Source organism: Flavobacterium suncheonense GH29-5 = DSM 17707, from assembly GCF_000430025.1.
In the GTDB taxonomy this organism is placed as follows: domain Bacteria; phylum Bacteroidota; class Bacteroidia; order Flavobacteriales; family Flavobacteriaceae; genus Flavobacterium; species Flavobacterium suncheonense.
Window position 1 is genome coordinate 1 of record NZ_AUCZ01000003.1, and the last position, 26,831, is coordinate 26,831.

28 protein-coding genes, 3 tRNA genes and 1 riboswitch are annotated in these 26,831 nt (G+C 40.4%); of the genes, 17 read left to right on the forward strand and 14 right to left on the reverse strand.

Annotated features, from left to right (window positions below; genetic code table 11):
- Positions 1 to 794 precede the first annotated feature (794 nt).
- The 7 genes from thrS (at position 795) to G498_RS0100040 (ending at position 6,416) form a co-directional block, all read left to right on the forward strand.
- Complete coding sequence (thrS, locus tag G498_RS0100010) at positions 795 to 2,735, forward strand: threonine--tRNA ligase (RefSeq protein ID WP_026979245.1); 1,941 nt, start codon at positions 795 to 797, stop codon at positions 2,733 to 2,735.
- A gap of 23 nt (positions 2,736 to 2,758) precedes the next feature.
- Positions 2,759 to 3,313: a translation initiation factor IF-3 gene (infC, locus tag G498_RS0100015; protein WP_394330613.1), complete on the forward strand. Its 555-nt coding sequence runs from the start codon at positions 2,759 to 2,761 to the stop codon at positions 3,311 to 3,313.
- A gap of 78 nt (positions 3,314 to 3,391) precedes the next feature.
- Positions 3,392 to 3,589 carry a 50S ribosomal protein L35 gene (rpmI, locus tag G498_RS0100020; protein WP_014164268.1) on the forward strand — a complete coding sequence of 66 codons (198 nt, stop codon included), beginning with the start codon at positions 3,392 to 3,394 and terminating at the stop codon, positions 3,587 to 3,589.
- A gap of 144 nt (positions 3,590 to 3,733) precedes the next feature.
- Entirely contained in the window at positions 3,734 to 4,078 is a 345-nt protein-coding gene (rplT, locus tag G498_RS0100025) for a 50S ribosomal protein L20 (RefSeq protein ID WP_026979247.1), read from the forward strand.
- Positions 4,079 to 4,403: 325 nt separating this feature from the next.
- A complete protein-coding gene (gene rlmF, locus G498_RS0100030; protein WP_026979248.1) occupies positions 4,404 to 5,318 on the forward strand; it encodes a 23S rRNA (adenine(1618)-N(6))-methyltransferase RlmF in 915 nt (304 codons plus the stop codon).
- 12 nt (positions 5,319 to 5,330) lie between these two features.
- Positions 5,331 to 5,903, forward strand: coding sequence for a Crp/Fnr family transcriptional regulator (locus G498_RS0100035; protein ID WP_026979249.1), 573 nt, complete (start codon positions 5,331 to 5,333; stop codon positions 5,901 to 5,903).
- Between the two features lie 78 nt (positions 5,904 to 5,981).
- Positions 5,982 to 6,416, forward strand: a complete 435-nt coding sequence (locus G498_RS0100040; RefSeq protein WP_026979250.1) for a carboxymuconolactone decarboxylase family protein — start codon at positions 5,982 to 5,984, stop codon at positions 6,414 to 6,416.
- 127 nt (positions 6,417 to 6,543) lie between these two features.
- On the opposite strand, the gene G498_RS0100045 is transcribed toward G498_RS0100040, so the two are convergent.
- The 7 genes from G498_RS0100045 to tgt all read right to left on the reverse strand — a co-directional run bounded on the left by G498_RS0100045 (position 6,544) and on the right by tgt (position 14,628).
- Positions 6,544 to 7,455 carry a glutaminase gene (locus G498_RS0100045; RefSeq protein WP_026979251.1) on the reverse strand — a complete coding sequence of 304 codons (912 nt, stop codon included), beginning with the start codon at positions 7,453 to 7,455 and terminating at the stop codon, positions 6,544 to 6,546.
- A 9-nt stretch (positions 7,456 to 7,464) separates the two neighbouring features.
- Complete coding sequence (locus G498_RS0100050; protein ID WP_026979252.1) at positions 7,465 to 8,727, reverse strand: hypothetical protein; 1,263 nt, start codon at positions 8,725 to 8,727, stop codon at positions 7,465 to 7,467.
- 80 nt (positions 8,728 to 8,807) lie between these two features.
- On the reverse strand, positions 8,808 to 10,352 hold the full coding sequence (gene dnaB, locus G498_RS0100055) for a replicative DNA helicase (RefSeq protein ID WP_026979253.1): 1,545 nt from the start codon (positions 10,350 to 10,352) through the stop codon (positions 8,808 to 8,810).
- A 154-nt stretch (positions 10,353 to 10,506) separates the two neighbouring features.
- On the reverse strand, positions 10,507 to 11,460 hold the full coding sequence (locus tag G498_RS0100060) for an acetyl-CoA carboxylase carboxyltransferase subunit alpha (RefSeq protein ID WP_026979254.1): 954 nt from the start codon (positions 11,458 to 11,460) through the stop codon (positions 10,507 to 10,509).
- 76 nt (positions 11,461 to 11,536) lie between these two features.
- Positions 11,537 to 12,421 carry a DMT family transporter gene (locus G498_RS0100065; protein ID WP_026979255.1) on the reverse strand — a complete coding sequence of 295 codons (885 nt, stop codon included), beginning with the start codon at positions 12,419 to 12,421 and terminating at the stop codon, positions 11,537 to 11,539.
- Positions 12,408 to 13,484 (reverse strand): LptF/LptG family permease, encoded by a 1,077-nt coding sequence (locus G498_RS0100070; RefSeq protein ID WP_026979256.1) that lies wholly within the window; start codon positions 13,482 to 13,484, stop codon positions 12,408 to 12,410. The genes G498_RS0100065 and G498_RS0100070 overlap by 14 nt, the downstream gene beginning before the upstream one ends.
- 13 nt (positions 13,485 to 13,497) lie before the next feature.
- Positions 13,498 to 14,628: a tRNA guanosine(34) transglycosylase Tgt gene (gene tgt / locus G498_RS0100075; protein WP_026979257.1), complete on the reverse strand. Its 1,131-nt coding sequence runs from the start codon at positions 14,626 to 14,628 to the stop codon at positions 13,498 to 13,500.
- 184 nt (positions 14,629 to 14,812) lie between these two features.
- Between tgt and G498_RS0100080 the strand changes: the two genes are divergently transcribed.
- From G498_RS0100080 to G498_RS0100090, 3 genes are read left to right on the forward strand one after another with little or no spacing between them, the layout of a single operon-like run.
- A complete protein-coding gene (locus G498_RS0100080) occupies positions 14,813 to 15,664 on the forward strand; it encodes a transketolase (RefSeq protein ID WP_026979258.1) in 852 nt (283 codons plus the stop codon).
- Positions 15,665 to 15,666: 2 nt separating this feature from the next.
- Positions 15,667 to 16,359 (forward strand): hypothetical protein, encoded by a 693-nt coding sequence (locus G498_RS0100085; RefSeq protein WP_026979259.1) that lies wholly within the window; start codon positions 15,667 to 15,669, stop codon positions 16,357 to 16,359.
- Between the two features lie 13 nt (positions 16,360 to 16,372).
- On the forward strand, positions 16,373 to 17,326 hold the full coding sequence (locus tag G498_RS0100090) for a transketolase family protein (protein WP_026979260.1): 954 nt from the start codon (positions 16,373 to 16,375) through the stop codon (positions 17,324 to 17,326).
- Positions 17,327 to 17,396: 70 nt separating this feature from the next.
- On the opposite strand, the gene G498_RS0100095 is transcribed toward G498_RS0100090, so the two are convergent.
- Complete coding sequence (locus G498_RS0100095) at positions 17,397 to 18,311, reverse strand: FKBP-type peptidyl-prolyl cis-trans isomerase (protein ID WP_026979261.1); 915 nt, start codon at positions 18,309 to 18,311, stop codon at positions 17,397 to 17,399.
- A gap of 78 nt (positions 18,312 to 18,389) precedes the next feature.
- On the opposite strand from G498_RS0100095, the gene G498_RS0100100 reads away from it, so the two are divergent.
- The 3 genes from G498_RS0100100 (at position 18,390) to G498_RS0100110 (ending at position 19,947) form a co-directional block, all read left to right on the forward strand.
- Entirely contained in the window at positions 18,390 to 18,779 is a 390-nt protein-coding gene (locus G498_RS0100100) for an RNA-binding S4 domain-containing protein (protein ID WP_026979262.1), read from the forward strand.
- Positions 18,751 to 19,347, forward strand: coding sequence for a methyltransferase (locus tag G498_RS0100105; protein WP_240470455.1), 597 nt, complete (start codon positions 18,751 to 18,753; stop codon positions 19,345 to 19,347). Before G498_RS0100100 ends, G498_RS0100105 begins: the two co-directional genes overlap by 29 nt.
- Before the next feature lie 105 nt (positions 19,348 to 19,452).
- Positions 19,453 to 19,947 (forward strand): phosphoribosyltransferase family protein, encoded by a 495-nt coding sequence (locus G498_RS0100110; RefSeq protein ID WP_026979264.1) that lies wholly within the window; start codon positions 19,453 to 19,455, stop codon positions 19,945 to 19,947.
- Here the strand turns inward: G498_RS0100110 and G498_RS0100115 are convergent.
- Entirely contained in the window at positions 19,939 to 20,457 is a 519-nt protein-coding gene (locus G498_RS0100115; RefSeq protein ID WP_026979265.1) for a shikimate kinase, read from the reverse strand. The two genes, G498_RS0100110 and G498_RS0100115, sit on opposite strands and share 9 nt — an antisense overlap.
- A 128-nt stretch (positions 20,458 to 20,585) precedes the next feature.
- Here G498_RS0100115 and G498_RS0100120 point away from each other — a divergent pair.
- The 3 genes from G498_RS0100120 to G498_RS0100130 all read left to right on the forward strand — a co-directional run bounded on the left by G498_RS0100120 (position 20,586) and on the right by G498_RS0100130 (position 20,991).
- Positions 20,586 to 20,658 (forward strand) — tRNA-Lys (locus G498_RS0100120).
- Positions 20,659 to 20,795: 137 nt separating this feature from the next.
- Positions 20,796 to 20,868 (forward strand) — tRNA-Lys (locus G498_RS0100125).
- Positions 20,869 to 20,909: 41 nt separating this feature from the next.
- Positions 20,910 to 20,991: transfer RNA gene (locus G498_RS0100130), tRNA-Leu, on the forward strand.
- Between the two features lie 208 nt (positions 20,992 to 21,199).
- On the opposite strand, the gene G498_RS0100135 is transcribed toward G498_RS0100130, so the two are convergent.
- From G498_RS0100135 to G498_RS0100155, 5 genes are all read right to left on the reverse strand, one after another.
- The gene (locus tag G498_RS0100135; protein ID WP_026979266.1) at positions 21,200 to 21,742 is read right to left on the reverse strand and encodes a DUF4252 domain-containing protein; all 543 of its coding nucleotides are present in this window, start codon (positions 21,740 to 21,742) and stop codon (positions 21,200 to 21,202) included.
- A gap of 3 nt (positions 21,743 to 21,745) precedes the next feature.
- Positions 21,746 to 22,273 carry a DUF4252 domain-containing protein gene (locus G498_RS0100140; protein WP_026979267.1) on the reverse strand — a complete coding sequence of 176 codons (528 nt, stop codon included), beginning with the start codon at positions 22,271 to 22,273 and terminating at the stop codon, positions 21,746 to 21,748.
- Between the two features lie 15 nt (positions 22,274 to 22,288).
- Positions 22,289 to 22,729 carry a hypothetical protein gene (locus G498_RS0100145; protein WP_026979268.1) on the reverse strand — a complete coding sequence of 147 codons (441 nt, stop codon included), beginning with the start codon at positions 22,727 to 22,729 and terminating at the stop codon, positions 22,289 to 22,291.
- Positions 22,716 to 23,225 (reverse strand): RNA polymerase sigma factor, encoded by a 510-nt coding sequence (locus G498_RS0100150; protein WP_026979269.1) that lies wholly within the window; start codon positions 23,223 to 23,225, stop codon positions 22,716 to 22,718. The genes G498_RS0100145 and G498_RS0100150 overlap by 14 nt, the downstream gene beginning before the upstream one ends.
- Positions 23,226 to 23,360: 135 nt before the next feature.
- The gene (locus G498_RS0100155) at positions 23,361 to 25,313 is read right to left on the reverse strand and encodes a TonB-dependent receptor plug domain-containing protein (RefSeq protein WP_026979270.1); all 1,953 of its coding nucleotides are present in this window, start codon (positions 25,311 to 25,313) and stop codon (positions 23,361 to 23,363) included.
- A gap of 78 nt (positions 25,314 to 25,391) precedes the next feature.
- Positions 25,392 to 25,583, reverse strand: a riboswitch (cobalamin riboswitch).
- 110 nt (positions 25,584 to 25,693) lie between these two features.
- On the opposite strand from G498_RS0100155, the gene G498_RS0100160 reads away from it, so the two are divergent.
- A complete protein-coding gene (locus tag G498_RS0100160; RefSeq protein ID WP_035744320.1) occupies positions 25,694 to 26,830 on the forward strand; it encodes an ABC transporter substrate-binding protein in 1,137 nt (378 codons plus the stop codon).
- Position 26,831 lies beyond the last annotated feature (1 nt).

Consider the following 26,831-nt stretch of genomic DNA (forward strand, 5'->3'; position numbering starts at 1 on the left):
ATATGTCTATGAACGTATTCTTCTTTTTTATTCTCGCTATCATTTCCGATTGCGGGTGCAAAAGTAAAACTTCTTTTTAAACCTGCAAAACTTTTTGAAACTTTTTTTTGAAAAAATTTTCATTCCGTTTTAACCGGTATTTCAAATGAACTTCCCTTATTTTGCGGGTTGCAAAAGTAGAACCTCTTTTTAAATCTCGCAAGCTTTTTTTGAAATTTTTTTTCGATTTATTTCTAAACCGTTTTTCAAAAATCACTGCTCAATATTTTTAAGAACTTCCCTTATTTTGCGGGCTGCAAAGATAGTTGCTTTATTCTTTACAATCCAAATCTTTTTTAACTTTTTTTCAAAAATCTTTTTGATTGGGATTGCTTCAAAATGTCGTAAGAACTAGTGCTTCATTGCGGGTGCAAAAGTAGCACTCTTTTCTCCACTTCCAAACTTTTATGCGTCTTTTTTGCGAAGTTTTTTTAAGGTTTTTTGTAACTTACTGATAACCATTTCTTAATCCATGAAAGTTTTTTTCTTTAAAAGGTGCTGAGGAGTTGAGAAGCCAAGAGGCTAAGGTTTCTTATATACTATATATATACGTATAAAGATTTTTAAAGACCGACTGAAAATTCCAAAAGTCTACACCCTAGCCCCGATAGGAGCAGCTACCCCGTAGCGCGGATAGCGGGAATTGCCTTCACAAACACATCCGGAACTTTCGCTCCTAAAAATAAAATTATACCTTATATATATATTGTATACGTTTTGATAAACATTATATTTGCACCTTATAAATACTTAATATGATCAAGATTACTTTACCGGACGGTTCGGTTAGGGAGTTTGCACAAGGTGTAACTCCTATGGATGTCGCTAAGAGCATCAGTGAGGGATTGGCAAGAAATGTTATTTCAGCCTCTTTTAATGGTACAACCATTGAAACCACGACCGAATTAACGACCGACGGTGCACTTATATTATATACCTGGAACGACGCGGAGGGCAAGAAAGCGTTCTGGCACTCGACTTCGCACGTAATGGCGCAGGCGTTAGAGGAAATGTATCCGGGAATTAAACTGACTATCGGTCCTGCTATTGAAAACGGCTTCTACTATGATGTGGATTTCGGCGACAAAAAAATTACCGATGCCGATTTCAAAGCCATTGAAGACCGTGTTTTGGAAATCGCCAGAGAAAAACACGATTTCAAAATGCGTTCGGCCACTAAAGCTGAAGCGTTAGAATTATATAAAAACAACGAGTATAAGACTGAATTAATCCAAAACCTTGAAGACGGAACGATTACGTTCTGTGATCATTCCTCTTTTACGGATTTATGTCGTGGCGGTCACATTCCGAATACCGGAATTATCAAGGCCATGAAAATCTTATCGGTTGCCGGAGCGTATTGGAGAGGTGATGAAAAAAATAAACAGTTAACGCGCGTTTACGGAATTTCGTTCCCGAAACAAAAAGACTTAACAGACTACCTTGAATTATTAGAGGAAGCAAAACGTCGTGACCACAGAAAATTAGGTAAAGAATTGGATTTATTCCACTTCTCGCAAAAAGTTGGTCAAGGATTGCCGTTATGGTTACCGAAAGGTGCTGCATTACGCGACCGTTTGGAGCAGTTTTTGAAAAAAGCACAGAAAAAAGCCGGATACGAACAGGTAGTTTCACCGCATATCGGGCAAAAAGAATTATACGTAACTTCCGGTCACTACGCGAAATACGGAGCAGACAGTTTTCAGCCGATTCATACGCCGGCAGAAGGCGAAGAGTTCTTGCTAAAACCGATGAACTGTCCGCACCACTGTGAAATTTACAACGCAAGACCTTGGAGTTATAAAGATTTACCGAAACGTTATGCAGAATTCGGAACGGTTTACCGTTATGAGCAATCCGGAGAATTACACGGATTAACTCGTGTACGCGGATTTACTCAGGACGACGCGCACATTTTCTGTACTCCGGATCAGTTGGATGCAGAATTTAAAAACGTAATCGACTTAGTATTATATGTATTCGGATCGTTAGGATTTGAAAACTTTACAGCACAGGTTTCGGTTCGCGATTTAAGCAATCCGGACAAGTACATCGGTTCGGTGGAAAATTGGGAGAAAGCAGAAAACGCGATCATCAGTGCTGCAAAAGACAAAGGTTTGAATTATGTGATTGAACCAGGTGAAGCAGCTTTCTACGGCCCTAAACTGGATTTCATGGTAAAAGACGCTTTAGGAAGAAGCTGGCAGTTAGGAACAATCCAGGTAGATTACAACTTACCGGAGCGCTTCGATTTGTCGTACAAAGGTTCTGATAACGAATTACATAGACCGGTAATGATTCACCGTGCACCATTTGGTTCTATGGAGCGTTTCATTGCAATTTTACTGGAACATACCGGCGGAAATTTCCCGCTTTGGCTGATGCCGGAACAGGCTATCATCCTGTCTTTGAGTGAGAAATATGAAAATTATGCCAAAAAAGTTTCAGAATTGCTGGAAATTCACGAAATTCGCGCCCTAATTGACAACCGCAACGAGACCATTGGTAAGAAAATCCGTGAGGCGGAAACCAAAAAGTTCCCGTTCATGCTGATTGTTGGCGAGGAAGAAGAGAAAAACGGAACGATTTCCGTACGTCGCCACGGAGAAGCCGGTAAGTCGAACGAAACGATGACTATTGAGCAGTTTGCAGCAATAGTTAACGAAGAAATAGCAAAAACGTTAAAACAATTCTAAGTTTAATTTAAAATTTTAGAGCCATAGCAATAAGAAACAACAGAGGTTACCAACCTCGCGTAGAAAAGAAAGACGCCCACAGAATTAACAGCAACATTCGTGTGCCGGAAGTGCGTCTTGTAGGAGACAATGTAGAGCCTGGAGTGTACAAAACTGCAGAAGCCATGCGTTTAGCCGACCAGTTAGAACTGGATTTGGTTGAAATTTCTCCAAATGCCGAGCCGCCGGTTTGTAAAATCATGGATTACGGCAAATTCCTTTACGAGCAGAAAAAACGCGAAAAGGAAATGAAGGCCAAGTCTACACAGATTACCATTAAGGAAATCCGTTTTGGTCCTCAGACCGACGAACACGATTACGAGTTCAAAAGAAAAAATGCCGAGAAGTTCTTAAAAGAAGGTTCGAAATTAAAAGCTTTCGTATTCTTCAAAGGACGTTCCATCATCTATAAAGAGCAAGGACAAATCTTATTGCTTCGTTTAGCACAGGATTTGGAAGAGTTCGGAAAAGTGGAAGCCATGCCGGTTTTGGAAGGAAAGCGTATGATCATGTTCATCGCTCCTAAGAAAAAGAAATAAGCCTTAAGCTGACAGCTATTAGCTAAAAGCCGAAAGCTAAAAAATAGTAAGTAAGATAAATTTAATACCTAGGAAGAGATGCCTAAAATGAAAACTAAATCTAGCGCTAAGAAACGTTTTAAAGTTACTGGCTCTGGAAAAATCAAAAGAAAGCACGCTTTTAAAAGTCACATCCTGACTAAAAAGTCGAAAAAACGTAAGTTAGCTTTAACTCACTCAGCATTGGTTCACCAGTCTGACGTGAAGAGTGTAAAAGAACAATTGAGAATTATCTAATCAACTATTGTTGATTACCTCTTAATCGTTCTTCGGTTAAAACAATTTAATAACCCTGGAGTGGGCTTTACTGAATTCAGAAATTAGAATTTAGAAATTAGAAGAGCCAAATGGCCGCCTTACTTCAAAAAACAATTTAGAATTATGCCAAGATCAGTAAATTCAGTTGCTAAAAGAGCAAGAAGAAAAAGAGTATTGAAGCAAGCCAAAGGTTTCTTTGGAAGACGTAAAAACGTTTGGACAGTAGCGAAAAACGCGGTAGAAAAAGCAATGCAATATGCTTACCGTGGAAGAAAACAAAAGAAAAGAAATTTCCGTGCGTTATGGATCATGCGTATCAACGCGGGTGCACGTTTACACGGAATGAGCTATTCTCAGTTCATGGGTAAATTAAAAGCTAACAACATCGAATTGAACCGTAAAGTTCTTGCCGATTTAGCGATGAACCACCCTGAAGCTTTCGCGGCTATCGTGAATAAAGTGAAATAAGAAAAACGTTTGTAAAACCTATTTATCTTACTTATTATAAAACCCATTCGCAAGAGTGGGTTTTTTATTTTCTTGAGTTTGGGGAGCGAAAGGTTCGGGATGTATTTGCAAACCTAATTCCCGCCATCCGCGCTACGCGGTAGCTGCTCCTGTCGGGGCTAGTGAGGAAACCATTTTAATTTTTGGAAACATTTCTTTTAGCGCAGATTCACAAATTTTAAAATCCACAACAATAAAATCACTTAAAACATTTCCAGAAAATCACAGCATTAATCTTCGAATCTGCGGTGAATAAAAATTACCTTTGTCTTAGAATTCCATTCCCATGAAAAACACCAAATCTGATACCTCGCAAAAAAAGTTACATCCGCGAAACAAGCACAACGGCACTTACGATTTCAAAACCTTAATTGAAGTCTTACCGGAATTGGAATCTTTTGTGGCCATCAATAAATTCGGTAACGAAAGTATCGACTTTGCCAACCCGGATGCTGTACGTGCTTTAAACAAAGCTTTGCTGAAACAGTTTTACAACATCATATACTGGGAATTACCCAAAACCAACCTCTGCCCTCCCATTCCGGGCCGTGCTGACTACATTCATCACATCGCCGATGTTTTAGCCGAAGCTAACAACGGAACCATTCCAACCGGAAATCAAATCCGGATTCTGGACATCGGTACAGGAGCCAATTGTATTTATCCGATAATAGGACATCAGGAATACGGCTGGGAATTTGTAGGTACGGAAGTGGACAAACCGGCAAAACTTACCGCAGAAAACATCATCAGCCACAACCCGGAACTGAAAGCGTCGGTCATCATTCGGTTACAGGAAAACAAACGAAACATGTTCAAAGGCATCATTCAGCCAAACGAACAATTTGATTTTACGATTTGCAATCCTCCGTTTCACAATTCAAGAGAAGCGGCTACGGAAGGCACAAAACGAAAATTAAAAAATCTCGGCAAAACCGTGGAAAACAAACCCGTTTTAAATTTTGGCGGTCAAAACAACGAGTTGTGGTACGAAGGCGGCGAACTGGCGTTTATCACCAACATGATTTTTGAGAGCGTGCATTTTCAAAAACAATGCAAGTGGTTTTCCTCTCTGGTTTCCAAAAAAGAAAATCTGAAACCACTTTATTCCGTATTAAAAAGAGTAAAAGCTACGGATGTCAAAACCATCAATATGGAACAAGGTAACAAAATAACGCGTATCTTAGTCTGGCGTTTTTAACGGAAACACGTTATGAGTGAATCGTTACTAAAACATATTCAGCGCAAAACCGAACTCAGCGCGCTTGAAGAGGAAAAACTGTTGTCCAAAATTAAGTATCGGACGCTGAAGAAAAAAGAACAGCTGCTCAAAGAAGGGGAAGTTTGCGATTTCTTCTGTTTCATAGAAAAAGGGTGCTGCCGGATCTATCTCATCAACGAAAAAGGCAACGAACAAACCCTGCAATTCGGCATCGAAGACTGGTGGATTGTAGACTACATGAGTTACAACACTGAAAAACCATCAGCATTTTATATTCAGGCTATCGAAAATTCGGAAGTACTGATCATCCCTAAAAAAGAGCTGGAACAACTATTCAAAGAAATTCCGAAACTGGAACGTTATTTCAGAATTGTATTGCAAAAAACATTCGCAGCTACCCAAATGCGCATCAAGTTCCTTTTTACGATGAGTGCCGAAGAGCGTTACCTCCATTTCAAAAATGCCCAACCCGAATTTGTGCAACGTGTCCCCCAATACATGCTTGCTTCCTACCTCGATTTTTCAGCCGAATTCATGAGCAAAATACGGGCGGGGAAAATCTGAATTCATTTCTTGAAGTAGTTCAAGTTTTTTCAAAACATACTGTCAGAACTTTGTCATGTAATTTTAAAACAACAAATCATGACTACAAGAATCAACATCGCTGAAACAGAACCGGAAGCCTACAAAGCCCTGCTTGGGTTGGAAAAATATCTGGCAGAATCAAGACTTACGCCTATCCATAAAGAACTCATCAAAATCAGAGCTTCCCAAATTAACGGCTGTGCCTTCTGTATCAACATGCATACTACTGATGCAAGAAAATTAGGCGAAACCGAACAACGCATTTATCTGTTGAATGCCTGGCGCGAAACTTCGCTTTTCAACGAGGAAGAAAAAGCCATATTAGCCTTAACCGAAGAAATAACCCTCATTCAGAATCATGTTTCCGATGCAGCCTATCAGGCAGCAGCCAAACTTTTCGACGCACAGTATCTGGCACAGATTATGATGATGATTATCACCATTAATGCCTGGAACCGCGTTGCTATTACAACCCAATTGCCTGTTGCTTAACAGTATTGCATTACCTGAAAGCCGATTCCGAAAGGAAACGGCTTTTCTTTTTACAACTTCTCTCCTTCTGCAAACCTCGGAAAGACTGTTGCGAAAAAAAATCAGAAAATAAAAACTACAATGTAATTTAGAAGATGGACATTCCGGTTTTGGTAGTCAATTGCTCGAGCGCATACATCCCTAATTCGGAATTTCCTTTTTCATTTAAACGCGGACTCCAGGTTGCAACCGCAAAATTTTTAGGAAATAAAGCCCCGATGCCGCCACCAATGCCGCTCTTTCCGGGCAACCCTACGCGATACGTAAATTCGCCCGACTCGTCATAAAAGCCACAGGTCTGCATTAGTGCATTCAAACGCTTTACCTGACTTTGCGACAAAATCTGATTGCCGTTTCTGGTTTTTCCTTCATTGGCAAAAAAGAAAAACGAATGCGCCAGTTCTTTGCAGGTCATTTCCAGCGAACACTGGTGAAAATAAAAATCCAGCACTTCGTCTACATCGTTATGGATATTTCCGAAGGATTTCAGAAAATTGCACAAAGCGGCATTTCGAAAACCGGTATCTTTTTCAGATTTTGCAACTTCCTCGTTAAAATTAATGGTCTCAAAACCGGAAAGCGTTCGTATAAAATTCAACAGTTCCTGTTTGGGATTTTTCAGATGGGTGATTAAAATATCGGCAATCACCAAAGCGCCGGCATTAATGAACGGATTGCGCGGAATTCCTTTCTCATATTCCAACTGTACTAAGGAATTAAACGGATTTCCGGAAGGTTCAACCCCTACCCGTTCCCAGACTTTTTCGCCCAAAATGGAAAAGGCGTAAGCCACCGTTAAGGCTTTGGAAACCGATTGAATAGAGAATTTTTCCTCCGAATCGCCAATTCCGAAGTCCTGACCGTCAATGGTAGTTAAATGCATTCCGAATTTATCGGGATTGATTTTAGCAAGCTCCGGAATGGTTGAAGCAACTGTTCCGATAGCCGGAAGTGCTTTGGCTTCGGTGTATATTTCTTCTAAAATGGCTCTGAAATCCATAAAAACAGCTTATGTTTTCAATTTTTTCTTTCTGGCTGCCGGGAACAGAACGTTGTTCAAAATCAAACGATAGCCGGGAGAATTCGGATGCAAATCCAAAACGGTATGTGCATCACCCACTCTGTGCTGATAATCTTCTGGATCATGGCCTCCATAATAGGTAAACATTCCTTTACCCTTGGTGCCGTGGATGTAACGCGCTTCCCCATTTTGCTTGTTCTCGCCCATAATCAAAACGTTCGATTTGATCAAATCGCTGTCGAAAGCGGTGGTTTGTCCCATAAAACCTTTTACCAGTTGCGTGTGATTCTGACACAACATTGTCGGAACCGGATCCCATTTTGCGGAATATTCCATTAGGGTAAAATAATCCACGTCGGGTAAAATTTTGCGTTTCAGGGTCATGTCGATATCCGAAAACTCATATTGCATCGGATTGCGCTCCAAAACAAAATCTTTAAAAGCAAAGGTTTGGCTGTAATCAATTTTAGCCTGATAGTTGGCATCGCTTGCATCGCCGTCAAACATTGGCTCGCAAATATCCACGCCCTCGGCAGACAAAGCGATATCAAAACTGTCTGTAGCCGAACACATGGCGAACATAAAACCGCCACCAATCACATAATTTCGGATTTTATTTGCCACCGCCATTTTCGCCTGTGAAACTTTGGAAAAACCTAATTTGGCAGCCAAAGCTTCCGCTTCTTTTTTCTGTTCAATATACCAGGGAGCGTTGCGGTAAGCTCCGAAGAATTTTCCGTACTGCCCGGTGAAATCCTCGTGGTGCAAATGCAGCCAGTCGTACAACAACAAAGCGTCATTCAGCACTTCTTCATCATAAATAGGAGTAAACGGAATCTCGGCATAAGTTAGAACCAACGTTACGGCATCATCCCAAGGTTGTTTACCTTTAGGAGTATAAACCGCAATTTTAGGTGCTTTTTCCAAAACCACCGTTTCCATATTTTGAGAAGGCGAACTGATTTCCTCTAAAATCCCGTTAGCCGTTGCGTCGGACAAAACTTCAAAACTCACTCCGCGGATCTGGCATTCTTTACGGATTTCCGGAGCATCGGGCAATAAAAAGGAACCGCCGCGGTAATTGAGCAGCCAGCTTACTTTGTATTGCTTGTCTAAAGCCCAATAGGTTATTCCGTAGGCTTTCAGGTGATTTTGCTGGGTTTCGGCGTCCATCGGAACAAGCACAAAGGCGGCTTTAACCGACATCGATAGCAGAAACAGAAAAATATATAACGGTTTTTTAAACGACATGCTGCACAAAATTATTCTCAAAGATAAACGATTTTCAAATGAAAAAATCATAAAAAAAGCCTACAAATGTAGGCTGTATGTTAAAATGGCACATCGCTGTCGTCATCAAAACTGTTCATATTACTTCCGAACGCTTCATTCGGACTCGGGAGATTTGGCGTTATAAACGGATTATCGTCCCGGTTCATACCCGACGGAATTGCGTCGAAAGGCGAACTGAAATCGTCAAGATTGTCGAATTTACCCAGACTTCCGATGAATTTCAGACGAATGTTATCCAAACCTCCGTTACGGTGTTTCGCCACGATAAACTCGGCCTGACCTTGTGTTGGGGAACGCTCTTCGTCGTCCCATTCGTCAATTTTATAGTATTCCGGACGGTAGATAAACGATACGATATCCGCGTCCTGCTCAATCGCTCCGGATTCCCTTAAGTCGGAAAGTAACGGTCGTTTGCTGGCGCCACGGGTTTCCACGGCACGCGATAACTGAGAAAGGGCAATTACCGGAACGTTCAACTCTTTGGCCAAAGCTTTTAAGTTTCGGGAAATGGTTGAGATTTCCTGCTCACGGTTGCCGCCGCCTTTTCCGTTTCCGCCGGCGGTCATCAGCTGAAGGTAATCGATTACAATCATCTTGATGCCGTATTGGGAAGCCAGACGACGGGCTTTGGCCCGCAAATCGAAAATCGAGAGCGATGGGGTATCGTCAATGTATAACGGTGCTTTTTCTAAATCTTTTACTTTGATAGAAAGTTGCTCCCATTCGTGTTTTTCCAGTTTTCCGGTTCGCAGTTTTTCCGAAGACAATCCGGTTTCGGAAGAAATCAAACGGGTGATTAACTGTACAGAAGACATCTCCAGCGAGAACAAGGCCACAGGTGCTCCGGCATCAATCGCCATATTTCGGGCCATCGACAATACGAAAGCGGTTTTACCCATACCCGGACGAGCTGCAATAATAATCAAATCGGAAGGCTGCCATCCTGAAGTTAGCTTATCCAAATCGTGAAAACCGGTTGGAATTCCGCTCAGACCTTCTTTGTTGGCAATTTCTTCAATTCTCTTTTTCGCCTGAATAACCAAACTCTGCGCCGTTTCGGAACTTCGCTTGATGTTGCCCTGGGTTACTTCGTATAATTTGGATTCGGCTTTGTCCAACAAATCAAATACATCAGTGGTTTCATCGTAGGATTCTTCAATAATCTCCGAAGAAATGCGAATCAGACTGCGCTGGATGTACTTCTGAAGAATAATTCTCGAGTGAAACTCAATATGCGCCGAAGACGAAATTTTCTGCGTTAGCTGAATCAGGTAAAAATCACCGCCGGACAGCTCCAGTTTACCGTTTTTTTTCAATTGGGCCGAAACTGTTAATAAGTCAATCGGCTGGGTGTCGTTGAAAAGCTGTACAATCGCTTCAAAAATATACTTGTGGGCGTCTTTGTAAAAGGCTTCGGGGCTTAAAATATCGATAACCTCATCCACCCCTTTTTTATCAATCATCATCGCGCCAAGTACTGCTTCTTCAAGGTCTAACGCCTGAGGAGGTAACTTCCCTTTTTCCAGATTGATAATGGTCGTTTTATCCACTTTAACCGGGTTAATATTTCTGAGATTTTCCATGGGACTAAATTAGCTTTTTTTTAGAGAACTGAAATTCGAGTTGTTAAGAAACCCTTGTTGAAAACCGGTTAATAACTGACTCTCAGCTGTTAATAAGTCAAAAAAAATCCGAAGCGGTAAGGCCTCGGATTCTATACTCCTGAAACAGTTGAATTTACTCTTTAAACTCTCCCATATTGCAGTATTTATCCATTCTCTGAGCCACCAAATCTGTTGTTGATAAGTCTTTCAATTCGTTGAAGGCTTTCATCACATATTCTTTAACATATCTGAAGGCAGTTTCTTTATCGCGGTGCGCACCACCTAGCGGTTCCGGGATAATCCCGTCAATCAGCTTTTGCTCTTTCATGTCTTTTGCGGTCAGTTTCAGGGCTTCGGCTGCTTTCTCTTTGTATTCCCAGCTTCTCCACAAAATTGACGAACACGATTCCGGCGAAATTACAGAATACCAAGTGTTTTCCATCATGTACACGCGGTCTCCAACACCGATTCCCAAGGCTCCTCCTGAAGCACCTTCACCAATAATAACCGTAACAATCGGCACTTTTAAGCGCATCATTTCAAAAATATTGCGGGCAATGGCTTCTCCCTGTCCTCGTTCTTCCGCTTCCAGTCCCGGATAGGCTCCCGGAGTGTCTACCAAAGTAAGCACCGGAATGTTGAATTTTTCAGCCATTCGCATCAAACGCAAAGCTTTACGGTACCCTTCCGGGTTAGCCATACCAAAGTTGCGCAACTGACGCATTTTAGTATTTACCCCTTTCTGCTGTCCGATTATCATGAACGACTGGCCGTCAATTTGTCCTAAACCGCCCACCATCGCTTTATCATCTCTTACCCCTCGGTCTCCAAACAATTCCAAAAAGGTCCCGTTAGTAAGACTGGCAATGTGCTCTAAAGTATACGGACGGTTCGGGTGACGCGACATTTGAACGCGCTGCCAGGCTGTTAGGTTTTTGTATATATTCTTTTTGGTTTCTTCTAATTTCTTTTCGATTTGTTTGCAGGTATTGGAAACATCCACATCCGATTCCTGACCGATAATCTGGCATTTATCCAATTGATCTTCAAGCTCTTTAATCGGAAGTTCAAAATCTAAGTATTCCATTGTGTTTGATTCTTTTGATTTTAGTTTGCCCACAAAGATAAAATTTTCATTTTACATGGCGGAAACTATTTCATAATTAGTTTTTAACTTTCTTATAATTCTTAAGCACCCCGTTTAAGATTACGGTTATCAGGATTATGGCGGCTCCGATATAAAAATCGGTACTCATTTTTTCACTTTCGCTAAACACTATGATGCCGAGGATGATTCCGTAAATTGGTTCCAGATTGATGGTTAACATTACCGTATACGGCGTCAGGTATTTCATTACTTTCACAGAAGCTAAAAACGCATATGCGGTACAAACGGAGCCTAAAACCAGTAACCACAGCAAATCCGAAAGGGAAATCCTGAAAAAATCCTGCGTAAAACTGCCGTTGAAAAGCAGGTATATTGAAAAGAAGCTTACACCGCCTAAAAGTTCATAAAAAGTTATGATTGCAGCGTCGTTTTGCTTAGCGAATTTACCGTTAATCACCGAAAACAACGCGGAAAGAAAAGCAGACGTTAAGGCCAACAGAATTCCTTCAATATAGTTTCCTTCCACCCTGAAAATAATCCCTAGCCCAAAGACCACCAGAAGACCAAAAAGCACCTCGTACAAAACAATTTTTTTTCCGTAAAAAACCGGCTCTAAAACCGAAGCAAACAAGGCTCCTGTAGACAAACAGGCCAGCGTAACCGAAATATTCGAGACTTTAATCGCCTGAAAAAAAGTAAACCAATGCAAAGCAATCACCAAACCCGAGAAAAGAAACCCCAACAGTAACCGTCTGGAAATCTTCAACGGCAGTTTGACAATTTTAATGTAGGCAAATATAATTGAAACCGCAATCAGCATCCGGTACCAAACTAGCGGTAATGCGTCCAGCGTAATCAGTTTTCCCAAAACCGCGGTAAATCCCCAAACAAAAACGATGAAATGGAGATGAAAGTAACTCTTTAATTTATCGTTTGGCATTGCGTAGTAAGTAAACGGCTAAGAATCCAAAAAGTACATTCGGCAACCAGACCGCTACCAAAGGGGAAATACTTGAGGCTTCCGCCAAAACGCCGAAAATTTTATCGAAGAAAATAAACGTAAAAGCCAAAGCAATACCCAAAGCAAGATTTACTCCCATCCCACCGCGACGCTTCATGGAAGATACAGAAACGGCAATAATCGTTAAGATAAACGCCGAAACGGGCAAACTGTACTTCCTGTATTTTACAACCAAATAAGCGTTGATGTTAGATGATCCCCGGACTTTTTCTTTTTCGATGAATTTATTCAAATCGCCCAACGTCATGGTTTCTGCAATGTAAACCACGGGGGTTAAATCCTCGACATCAAAATCCAATTTCATTTTTAACTGATCCTTGGCAATTAGCCGATCGTCTAATTCGCCCACGATTCTTTTTTTGTAACCATATAAGGTATAAGTACTATCTTCCTCATTCCACTTGATGCGGTTCGCAACTATCTTATAGTCCAGTTTATTGTCTTTGAATTTCTCAAGCGAAAAATTAAAGCCCATTTTCGACATATAATTGAAATTGCTTACATAGATGAATTCGTCCGGACTAATCTGGCGGTACACATCCATGTTTTCGCGAACTTTCGGGTTGTTTTTCAGATACGTATAGCGAAAATCGTTATAGCCTTTACTGGCTTTTGGCACCAAAACCAACGCCATGAGCAAAGCAAACAAAGAAACAATGGTTGCTCCAATTAAATAAGGTCTTAAAAATCTTGTAAACGAAATTCCTGAGCTTAAAACTGCAATAATTTCGGTGTTGTTAGCCAATTTTGAGGTAAACCAAATAACCGACAGAAACAAAAATATCGGAAAAAGCATGTTGGCAAAATAAATGGTAAAATCCAGATAATAGGCCAAAACCTCTTTAAACGGGACTTTGTTTTCTATCATCTTATTTACCTTTTCGGAAACGTCTACCACTATCCCGATAGGAATGAAAAGCAGCAACATTACCGAAAATGTTCCCAAATACCGTTTAAGAATGTACCAATCGATTATTTTCATCGGATTGCAGAAATTAAAGTCGCTGACTCATGTTTTTAACCATCATCTCTTTCCACTGACGGAAATCTCCGGCTAAGATATGTTTTCTTGCCTCACGAACCAACCACATGTAAAATCCTAAATTGTGAATGGTTGCGATTTGTTTTCCTAAGTATTCGTCTGCCGCGAAAAGGTGACGTAAATAAGCTTTTGTGTATTCGATATCCACGAACGTATGGCCCATTTCATCAATCGGAGAAAAATCGTCGGCCCATTTTTTATTTTTGATGTTGATGGTTCCGTTGGCCGTGAACAACATTCCGTTGCGGGCATTTCGGGTTGGCATAACACAATCGAACATATCAATCCCCAAAGCAATGTTTTCCAGAATATTGATTGGCGTTCCCACACCCATTAAGTAACGTGGCTTGTCTTCCGGAAGAATGGCGGTCACCACTTCGGTCATGGCGTACATTTCTTCGGCAGGTTCTCCAACGGAAAGCCCTCCGATGGCATTTCCCTGGGCGCCGACATTGGCAATATATTCCGCAGACTGTGCTCTTAAATCTTTATAGGTACTTCCCTGAACAATTGGGAACAACGTTTGCTCGTAACCGTATTTAAACGGAAGATTTTCCAAGTGTTTCACACAACGATCCAGCCAACGGTGTGTCATGTGCATGGAACGTCTGGCGTAATGATAATCACACGGATACGGTGTACATTCGTCAAAAGCCATAATGATATCGGCTCCGATGGTGCGCTGGATTTCCATCACATTTTCCGGGGAAAAGAAATGGTACGATCCGTCGATGTGCGATTTAAACTTTACCCCTTCTTCCTTAATTTTTCGGTTCGAAGAAAGCGAATACACCTGATAACCACCGGAATCCGTTAAAATATTGCGGTCCCAGTTCATGAATTTGTGCAAACCACCGGCTTTTTCCAAAATATCGGTTTGCGGTCTTAAATATAAGTGATAGGTATTACCCAGAATAATATCCGGGTTAATATCGTCTTTTAATTCTCGCTGATGCACTCCTTTTACGGAAGCAACGGTTCCCACCGGCATAAAAATAGGGGTTTCAATGATTCCGTGATCGGTAGTGATGAATCCGGCCCTTGCCTTGGTTTGTGGGTCTTTTTGTACTAAATCGAACTTCATATAAACATTTTACAATCGGCAAAGATAACATAATTACAAATTACGAATTGTCAATTGCGCGTTAAAACGATTTTAAATCCATAAATAAATTTCAAAATCCAAATCAACAAATAACCAAATCAACAAATAACTAAAATCCCAATTATCTGATTATCTTTGCAGCAGTTTAACTTTTACTTTCACAATGAAACCTAACATTCAACAATTAAACAATTTAACGATTCAGGTAAGAAGAGACATTCTTCGCATGGTGCATGCCGTAAACTCAGGACATCCGGGCGGTTCATTAGGCTGTACGGAATTCCTTGTAGTTTTATACAAGCATTTAATGGAGCGCAAACCTGAATTCGACATGAACGGCATCGGAGAAGACATTTTCTTCCTGTCCAACGGACACATTTCTCCGGTTTTTTACAGCGTTTTGGCAAGAAGCGGTTATTTCCCGGTTAAAGAACTGGCAACGTTCCGAAAACTGAATTCCAGATTACAGGGACACCCGACTACACACGAAGGTTTGCCTGGCGTTCGAATGGCATCAGGTTCATTAGGACAAGGTTTGTCGGTAGCCATTGGTGCTGCACAGGCAAAAAAACTAAACAACGACAATCATATTGTTTATGCCTTAACCGGTGACGGGGAATTACAGGAAGGACAAAACTGGGAAGCGATCATGTATGCGTCTGCTAAAAAAGTAGACAACTTAATTGCCACCGTAGATTTAAATGGAAAACAGATTGACGGTTCTACAGATGACGTTTTAAACATGGGCGATTTAAAAGCCAAATTCGTTGCTTTCGACTGGGACGTTGTGGAAATCAAAGAAGGAAACAACATCGAAGCCATCATCAACGGAATGAATCATGCCAAATCCTTAACCGGAAAAGGAAAACCGGTTTGTGTCTTGTTACATACCGAAATGGGACACGGAGTAGATTTCATGATGCACACCCATGCATGGCACGGAAAAGCACCAAATGATGAACAATTGGCAGCAGCGTTAGCTCAAAATTATTCTGAAGACGAAGTAGATTATTAACAATGAATAAATTTTTATTTGCTTTTGTTCTTTTGTTTTTTACTTTTTTGAGTGTTGCTCAAAAAAAAGAAATGAGCTATTATTTTAATCAGGTCATTAAGAACAACTATAAAGATTATGGTATAAAATTTAATGGATCTACAATCAATTTCAGAAATCAAAAAGATTCTACCTACCTTTTGCAAATCAGTATTAATGGAAGCAAAAAAGAAGCTACTATTAGTGATTTAAAAAACAGACTGCTGATTAAATTTGATGTAGATTTTGATTATAAAAATATTTCAGATTTGCATAAGCTATCCAATTCAAAACTTTACACTAAAGTTGGGTACGGAAAAATAAAGCATTTTAAAAACACCAGAGAAGAATTTGAATTTGTAAATGATACAGTAACAAATAAAAAAATTATACATCTCACACAATTCAAAAACAAAACAAGTAAAAAAATTGTAAACGAACATTATTACTTTTTTGGAAAAAATCAAAACCTCACAAATACCAGTAAGAAATCTTTAAAACACTATTTAGCAAATAAATACAACATCATTTTTGAGAATGATGAAAATCTTGAAAAAATATTACACCTTAAAGATGGAAAAATTTCAAGTGAAACAGAAATACTCTACATAGAAGAAACTGATTTTAATTTTACTTTTAAAATTGACGAAGTTTTTCCAAAACACACTAACAATTAGATTTATTCATACAATGAAAAAATATACAAATACAGGAAGTAAAGATACCCGTTCCGGTTTCGGAGCCGGAATGACGGAATTAGGCCAAAAGAACGAAAATGTAGTGGCTTTATGTGCTGACTTGATCGGTTCTTTAAAATTTGACGATTTCAAGAAAAACCACCCGGAGCGTTTTTTCCAGGTGGGAATTGCAGAAGCCAACATGATTGGAATCGCTGCCGGTTTAACCATTGGAGGTAAAATCCCTTTCACAGGAACCTTTGCTAACTTCTCGACCGGTCGTGTTTACGATCAGATTCGTCAATCAGTTGCCTATTCGGATAAAAACGTAAAAATCTGTGCTTCTCACGCAGGATTAACATTAGGAGAAGACGGTGCAACACACCAAATCCTGGAAGATATCGGTTTGATGAAAATGTTGCCGGGTATGACCGTAATCAACACTTGTGATTACAACCAGACCAAAGCAGCTACCATTGCTTTGGCAGACCACCACGGTCCGGCTTATTTGCGTTTCGGACGTCCGGTAGTACCTAACTTCACTCCTGCCGACGAGCCTTTCGTAATCGGAAAAGCAATTATGTTAAACGAAGGAACGGATGTAACCATCATAGCAACGGGTCACTTGGTATGGGAAGCGTTAATAGCTGCTGAAAAATTAGAAGAAAAAGGTATTTCTGCGGAAGTAATCAACATTCATACCATCAAACCTTTGGACGAAGAGGCAATTTTAAAATCGGTTGCCAAAACGGGCTGTGTGGTTACGGCGGAAGAACACAACATCATTGGCGGTTTAGGAGAAAGCGTGTCGAGAACCTTAGTGCAAAACCATTTGGTTCCTCAGGAATTCGTAGCGGTAAACGACAGTTTTGGCGAATCGGGAACACCGGAACAATTGATGGAGAAATACAAATTAAACCATCAGGCGATTGTGGAAGCCGTGGAAAAAGTGATGAAGCGAAAATAACTAACTTCTCTTATATAATAAAAAAGTCCCGCTCAATGAGCGGGACTTTTTTATTATATACTTGTTTAAATTAATGACAGCTGGCATCCAAGTGCTTCTTAACCCCACTTGTTGTACCACTACAATCTAAAATAGCATCAAAGTCAGGATAAGTACCATTAATTTTAATTTCATCTCTTGTCATATAACCATCATTATCGTCATCTCCATCAAAAACATCAGGAATACCGTCTCCGTCCGTATCTAACAATGTACCATCGCTATTAAAAGAATATTCGTATCGCGACAAAACTTTATCCGAGTCTTGATCAAGATAAACCACGTCATAAAGATTAAATGTAAAAATAAGCGGCGCGTACGTTTCACCAGGCACATAACTATTAAAATACCCAAGTCCTGAAGGTAAAAACATAACTCCTGAACCATAATTCATTGGATTAAGCACCCCATCTCCATTTGGAGCTGCATAATATCCCGCTCTGAATTCCGGCATAATATATTCCCAGCCTTTTACTACATCAATCAGATTAAAGTCGGTTTGGTTAACAGCTATGTCAAATTGAGTTCCATTAAGCAAATTGCCTTTGTAAGATACCCATACCTTATCAACGCCACATGGTTTTTTACCATCCGCATCTGTATCCCCTTTAGCATCCAGTTTCAAAAAATAGACTTTAAAATCTACCCCATACAACTTCACTATTTTATACTGCAAAGGGTAATCGGTCTGATCCCAAATTGAAATTGGATTCTCCGCATTTATTGAATCCATGACAACTTCTGTAACTTCCAACTTACCGTTACCATTATCATCATTGATTTTTATATAGTGACTTTGCAAATAATCTTCAATTTTAGCTAAATCCTCCAAATAAACTTCCGCATGAGGTCTTGCTTCTTCTGGTCCGGGCACATCATCTCTTTTACAACTCGTTAAAGCTATAATTGACAGAAGTCCTACAACCGATAAAATCTTATTCATCATTACTTAAAATTTAATGGCGCAAGATACAATTTTACTTTATTTTTGTACTACTATTAACAGTGTTTTTAACGTATTCCGATGAGAATCGACAAATATTTATGGTGTGTTCGCTACTATAAAACGCGAAGCATCGCCACAGAAGCCTGCAAAAAAGGGCATATTACCGTTAACGGACAGGAAGCCAAACCTTCCAGAGACGTTTTCCCTTCCGATAAAATCACACTCCGGAAAGACCAGATTAACTATGTGCTGACCGTTTTGGATATTCCTGAAAATCGTGTAGGCGCCAAATTAGTCGACATCTACCGAAAAGACGAAACACCTGCCGAAGCTTTCGAACATCTCGAAATGCTGCGCCTCTCGAAAGAACATTACCGCGCCAAAGGACAAGGCCGTCCAACCAAAAAAGACCGACGCGATATCGACGATTATGTAACCGATGACGATTTTTACGATGCCACTGAATAAAGCCTACTGGGAAAACCGCTACCAAAACAACGAAATCGGCTGGGACGTGGGAAGCATCACTACCCCGCTGAAAGGCTACATCGACCAAATTCAGGACAAAAACCTGAAAATCTTGATTCCGGGTGCAGGCAACGGTTATGAAGTTGATTATCTGCTCGAAAAGGGATTCACCAACGTTTATGTGGTTGATTTGGCTGAAACACCTTTAAAAAACATACAGGAGCGCAATCCGGATTTACCGAAAGAGCACCTGATTCAGAAGAATTTTTTTGAATTGGACGATACTTTCGATCTTATCCTGGAACAGACGTTTTTCTGCGCCTTAAATCCTGAACTGCGAAAGGACTATGCTGCTAAAACGCATTCGCTTTTAAAACCCGGCGGCAAAATTTTCGGCCTGCTTTTCGATTTTCCGCTAACGGAAGCAGGACCACCCTTCGGAGGAAGCAAAGAGGAATATTTGCGCTTGTTCTCGGAAAAATTCACTATTAAAACCTTGGAACCGGCTTATAATTCGATTAAACCGAGAGCCGGGAGAGAGTTATTCTTTATCTTTCTTCCCAAATAATAATTAGCCTAAGGAAAAGTAACCTTTGTTTAAAATTCTTTATTTTTGGTTTCGATTTAGAACTAAGACTTTTTAAGTCGGTTGAAAACAAAACAACAACACAACATGAAAAACATCATTCTAACGAAAGACGAAATCCAGCATAAGACCAAACGCATCGCTTACCAGATTTACGAAACCTTTGCCGATGAAACCGAAGTCGTTTTAGCCGGAATAGCCAACAGCGGTTTCACTTTCGCCAAAAAAATTGCCGCCGAACTGGAACAGATTTCCGATTTAAAAGTAATCCTGTGCGAAGTGCAGATTAACAAAAACAATCCGCAGGATGAAATTATCACTTCACTGAAAAAAGAAGACTACACAAACAAAGGACTGGTTTTAATCGACGATGTTTTAAACTCCGGAACCACTTTAATTTACGGGGTAAAACACTTTTTAGAAGTGCCGCTTAAAAAATTCAAAACGGCGGTATTGGTAGACCGCAACCACAAAAAGTATCCGGTAAAAGCCGATTTTAAAGGAATATCCCTTTCAACTTCTCTACAAGAGCACATTCAGGTGGTTTTTGAAAACGGAGACGAATACGCTTATTTAAGCTAATTTTTCAATTATTTCGCTGACCAACTCTGAAGGATTCTTTCCATCAACAGAAATCACGTTTTTAGCGAAATGATAAAAGTAGCTGCGGTCGAACAGATGTTTGGCTATAAACTCTTCCAATTCCCCATCGTCCAGTTTAGCAATAAGCGGACGATGTTTTTTTTCCCGCCGCAACCGTTTTGACAGTTCCTGAATAGAAGCTTTGAGATAAAACGAGGCAATGTCTTCCTGCTGCAATAAAAGATGGTTATTTGCATAACAAGGTGTTCCGCCGCCAAGCGCCAGAATGAAATTGTCCTGATTTTTGATAAAATCATTAAATATTTCGTGTTCCAGTTTCCGAAAACAGATTTCTCCCTGTTCCGAAAAAAGTTCCGAAATGGTTTTACCGGTTTTTTGTTCGATAATTTCGTCCAAATCGTAAAACGGAATTCCGGTCTTGTCCGCCATTTTTTTTCCGATTGTCGTCTTTCCAGATCCCATATAACCCACTAAAACAATTTTTTGCATCCGAATAAAACCTTATAAATTAAGCGCTTAAGAATATCTTGTAAAAAAAAGTCAAATTTATAATAAATTTCCCTTGCAAAATAAATAATACGCCTTATATTTGCACCCGCAATCAGGAAATGATTACAGACTCCGTAGCTCAGCTGGTAGAGCACATCACTTTTAATGATGGGGTCCTGGGTTCGAATCCCAGCGGGGTCACGAATAAATGAAAATAAAAAAAGTGTTAAGCTCGCTTTTAAACTTTTTTGTCAGTTTCATTTTCAAAGCAGGGCTTTGAGGGATCAACGAAGTTAATCCTATTCAAAAGATCCAGAATCAATTTCTGATAATGCAACGACTCCGTAGCTCAGCTGGTAGAGCACATCACTTTTAATGATGGGGTCCTGGGTTCGAATCCCAGCGGGGTCACAAAAGTCAAACGAAAACGTTTGACTTTTTTTGTTTACAACGGCCACGTGGAGAAATTGGTAGACTCGCCATCTTGAGGGGGTGGTGTCGCAAGACGTGTCAGTTCGAATCTGATCGTGGTCACGAATAAATAAAAACCCGCATAAAATCTTAAAAGCAAGCTTTACAGATTTTATGCGGGTTTTTATTTTCAAAGCGGAACTTTGTTCAGAGGAACGAAGTTAATTCCATCGTAGTCACAACAGTCAACAACGGAATCTAAGATATGCGCTAAATCTTAACAGTTCCGTTTTAAACAACAAAAAAGCCCCGAATTGAGGCTTTTTTCATTTTATGGCTTAAACAATTCCTGCAAAGGCTGTAATTGTTCGACGTCAATCTTGGATTTCTGCATCAGCTGCAGCATTTTCAACACGGCGGTCGGATTCATGTCTTCTCCGGTAATCCGGATAACAGCCAACCCGTTTTCTTTCTTGCTGCCGTAAAGGATGAATTCTTCGATGTGCTCGTCCTTCCCCACGCATTTGAACTCGGCTCCGTCTTTGCCTAAATTCACTTTGATTAACGACTCGTATTTCTTGTCGTTTAAAATCGTGGCAATTTTCTCTTTCTCAGCCTGAATTGCGTTGCCGTTTTTACCGTCGGCTTTGAGCGTTAAAATGTTTACTTTTTCGAAAGCATTCAACACTTCTTTTTCATCGGTGGTAAGATTCGCTTTTTCAAGGTTCAGAATGGTAGGCGAGACATCCAATACGGTAAAGCCCTCTCCGGTACTTTCACTTTTCTCAACGAAATACTTCTGCAACGTTGGCTTCTGTTCACAAGCCGTAAAGAGGAAAGCCGAAACCAGCATTAAAAACAGTAATCGTTTCATATGTTATTGTTTAGAGGCTTTTTTCAGAGAATCACCGCCCGGTAACTTCATCTTTTCAGTTAAAGCAGAAATCTCATCTAAGTCAAAATTACCTGTTAAAGATAATAAAACAGTTTCATTTCCTTTCACATTTACACCTTCAATGAACATTAAAAGTTCTTTTACCTGACTGCTGGTTGCTCCGGATTTTACGTAAATGTTCACTTTTTTACCGCTGTCGTTTACGCGCATCAATTCATCTAAAGGATTGGATTTTAAATAACTGCCTACAGTCGATTTCATTTCGGATGCTGTTTTGGAACTGTTGGTGGTAAACACTTTCAGATTGTCCAGTTTTTTCAATAGCGACATATAAGCCTGCGCTTCTTTATCGGACGCATCTACTTTTACTTTGCTCATCAGTTCGAACATTTTTTTGTTTACGATAACTGAGGTTACATTGTCCTGACCGTCATATTTATCGAACGCGGACTGCGCAAAAATTACGGTTGAACTTAAGGCTATAACTAGTGTTAAAAATAACTTTTTCATTTTATGATTTTTTGATTACTTAAAAATTGTTTTTGTTGTTTGATTGTACTCATGCACATATTCGACACTTTTCACGCCTTCGTTTACGTTTTCGGAAACCATCTGCAGGGCTTTTTGCGTTTCGGCAAATGCTATTTCAGGGTCGTCAAAAGTCCCCAAACTCTGCGGATGACCGGATTCCTGCGTCATAAAGAAATACGTTCCGGCTAACACGGCCACACTTGCCGCTACAGATAACCACGCTACATAATTTCGTTTTCTGGGTTGTAATGGTACTGCTTTGGTAAATTGTTCCTGTTTCGCCTGGCTGAAGTAACCGAACATTGCTCTGTACTGCTCTAAATGGGGCGCCACATCCGAGCCTGAAAAGTAATTTTTCAACTGCTTTTCTTCTTCAATACTGGTTGCTCCGGAAAAGTATTTTTCTATTAATATGTCGATGTTATGCAATGCCATACTTGTGTTTTTTAACCAATTGCTCTCTTATTTCTTTTCGGGCTCTTGAAAGGGCCACTCTAACCGCGGTTTCGTTCATGTCCAGAATTTGTGCGATTTCGGAAAACTCGTATTCTTCCACATCCCGCATCTGAACAATCAACCGTTGCTGTTCTGGAAGCGTTTCTATGATTTTTTCCACCCAGTTCCAGCTGTCTTTGTCTTCAATCTGTTTCTGAACGCTTGCCCCGCTATCGGTATAATTACTGTGTACAATTTGCAAATTTGATGCCCTTTTCGATTTTAACTGATCTAAACAGTAATTTTTGGTCATCGTCATCGCGAAAGCTTCCACACTTGAATACCTGGAAAGCGTTTCGTTGTTGTTCCACAGTTTCACCAAAACTTCCTGCGTGGCATCTTCAGCTTCTTCCGTACTGACCAATAATCGTTTGGCCATCCGAAACAATTTATCTTTAAAAGGAGAAATTATGTTTATAAACTCCTGCTGATTCATGCTGACTACTGGTTGGTTTTGGTTTATATAAGCAAGACGAACTACCCCTGCGTTTGTTACAAGATACAACAAAATTTTTTTACAAAAAAAGCCCGGCTCTTACGAACCGGGCTTTACACACTGAATTTATTACTATTAAAAAAGTATGTTCACACCTATCCTGAAGTTTCGGCCACGCGTACTGTAACCCACGGTTTCCACAAAATCTTCATTAAAAAGATTGGTCGCCGAACCGAAAACCGTCATTCTGTTTTTAAGCAATTCGTGTTTTACGGTAAAGTTGACCAATTGATAGTCTTTTAATAAAACCGGGACTGTTGCAAAAGTACCGCCGTCAAAAAACGCATCGTTTCGTTCTCCTATATATTGATAGGTCAGCCCCAAAAACAAACGGCTGGTGGCCTGAAAATCGAGATTTGCATTTCCTTTGTGCTTCGGAATTAAACGGCTTAACACGCTTTCAGTTTGGGTAAACGTATAATTCGCGCCTAATTTAAGTTTGTCGGTCACGGCATAAGTCACGGCGGTTTCCACTCCTTTTGTATTGTATTTCCCGTCGACGTTTACGTAATAAGACTGCCAGGTGGTGGTATCCGTATAAAATCCGATGGTGTTTTTCTCTTCCCGGTGGAAACCAACGACGTTTACATTTAATTTTTGGTTCAGCAAAGCCGTTTCAAAACCGACTTCGGCTGTAGCATTTTCTTCCGGTGTTAAATTCAAATTTCCATAAGGCGAATACAACTGATACAAACTTGGCGTGATATAAGCCGTACTGTACGAAGCCAGAACTTTCAGCGGCAATCCTGAAAAATTATACGACGGGTTAATATTATAAACGACATGATTACCATAAACACTGTGTACGTTCAATCGTGCGCCGGCATTCACATTCAACCCAAAATCGGACGTATAAACCGCCGTTACATAAGGGTCGATGATGTTGAAATTCGCGGTTTCCTTCATAATAACATCGTACGGCGTTTGCGAATTCATTTCGTGAAACTGGAACTGACCTCCGCCCACAACAAACAATTGAGAAAGAATCTGGTATTTGTTAAATGCATCAACGCTTACACTTTTCGATTCGTAATCACTCACTTCTACTGCCGAAGTCCAGTTGTTGAAGGTATTGTAATCTCGCTGAATCGTGTTAAAAGCCGAATTGATTACAAATTCCCCTTTATTGTATTTGTATTTGGGTGAAAAACCGAAGCGGAACTGCTCGGAGATACTCACGTTTTCGGTGGCATCGGGACTGGAAAAATTATCAAAAGTACCGTCAAAATCGTTCTTCATCCGGTCGTAATTGGCAAAGAAATCCAATGCCAGTTTTTTAGTCGGTGTAAAACCTAACTTTACCAAAGCATTCACCCTTGAAAAACGATCGTCTTCATAAGTTTCCGATTGCGGCATGGCAGCTTCGGAAATTCCTTTGGTTTCTGTACTGTTCAAGCTGGCATAATAGTTGAATTTTTCAAAAGTTCCGTTTACCGAAAAGCCCTGATTGAACTCCTGAGGATTGTATTTCACCTGTTGCGCCGTCATTTGCGTACCCATACTCATATAGGCATTCCCTGCAATTTGCCTGTTTGCAGCTTTTTTCAGAATGATGTTCACCACTCCGGCCGCCGCACCGGAACCGTACAACGTACTGGAAGCGCCTTTCAGAATTTCAATCCGTTCAATCTGATCTACTGAAAGCAATCGCAAATCGTACTCCAGATTGATTCCGGAAGCATTCACCTGAGGAATTCCGTCAATCATAACCAGGGTTTGTCCGTTACGGCCACCCCGCATGTAATAGCCTAAATTTTTACCGGTACCGCTTTCGTTACCGTTAACCACAACGCCGGCCACACTGCTCAAGACCGTTGCAACCGACTGCCCGGATTTTTTTTCCAGGTCTTCTTTCGTAATGACGGTAATAACTTTTCCGGATTTCTCTTTCGACAAAGCAAATTTTGAATCGGAAATCACCACTTCTTCCAATTGCTTTACTTTCGCAATGCTGTCATTTTCCTGTGCTACGGCGCCTAAAGCCCACAATAAGGCCAACGCACCAAAGCGAACACATCTTCTGTTCATTTTAGTTTAAAAAATTTTAATAATCTGGGAGAAAAGCATAGAATTTACCCATACCCAAACCTTTTTTCCCGAAAGTTTGTTACTCGATGCATTGGGCAGGTCTCCTGGCTTGCGTCCTGTTATCGACCTTCCCGTAAAAAAACAGTGGTTTGAAGAATGATAACAAGCGAAACAGCTTACAGTTGCGGGTACAGCTTAGGATTTTAACCTAATTCCCTTTTAATGCGGCCGGCAAACTACCGGCACACAACCTCAATACGGCTGCAAATATAAAGGCTAAGTTTGAATTAATGCAAGTTTTTTTAAAGAAATAGCGGTAATCCGTCATAAAAAACTGTAGAAATAACCTTAACTTTGCACTTTATTCAACAAAACACGCCATGTCAAAAAAAGTTTTACTGCTGCTCATGACTTGTTTTTTTCTTTTGATTTCCTGTAAGAAAGAAAATACAAAGAGGGAAACCACACAAAAAGCTGAAAACAGCATACGACACGCAAAAGGTCTGGAAATTTACGATTACGAAGGCTATTCGATTGTAAAAGTGACCAATCCGTGGCCTAAAGCAGAAGGCGGTTTCACTTATATTCTGAAAAAAGAAAACGGAATCGTACCGGACAGTCTTCAGCACTTTACAACCATTTCAGTGCCCGTAAAATCGATTATTGTTACTTCCACCACCCATATCCCTTCGCTTGAAATGTTAGGCATGGAAAATACTTTGGTCGGATTTCCGGATACTGATTTGATTTCTTCTGAAAAAATACGTACTTTAATAGACGCTGGTAAAATCAAAAACCTGGGGCAAAACGAAAGCATCAACACCGAAATCGCTATCGATCTGACGCCTGAAGTTTTGGTGGGTTTCAGCATCGACAGCAACAACAAAACGTTCAACAATCTGGAAAAAGCCGGCTTAAAAATTCTTTACAACGGCGACTGGACCGAACAAACACCTTTAGGGAAAGCGGAATGGGTTAAGTTTTTCGGAGCCCTTTACGATAAAAAACAACAGGCCGAAGCTATCTTCAAAAGCATCGAAAAAGAGTATACCGAAGCCGTTAAAATGGTTCAGAAAACCGCAAAAAGACCAACGGCTTTAAGTGGTGGCATGTTTCAGGACACCTGGAATTTACCGCAAGGAGACAGTTGGGTGGCGCTATTTATGAAAGACGCCAATATTGATTATCTTTGGAACGATTCCAAAGGAACCGGAAGTCTGGCATTAAGTTTTGAGCAAGTGCTGGAAAAAGCCCAAAATGCCGATTACTGGTTTGCGCCGGGCATGTTTTCAACTTTGAAGGAAATGAAAGAAACCAATTCGCATTACGCGCAATTCAAAGCGTTTCAAACCGGGAATGTTTATTCGGTTACGGTAAAAAAAGGCGCTAAAGGCGGTATTCGTTATTACGAACAGGCTTCCAACCGTCCGGATTTGGTTCTAAAAGACCTTATTAAAATTACGAATCCCGAGTTGTTGCCGGAATATGACTTGTATTTCTTCCAAAAACTGAACTAAT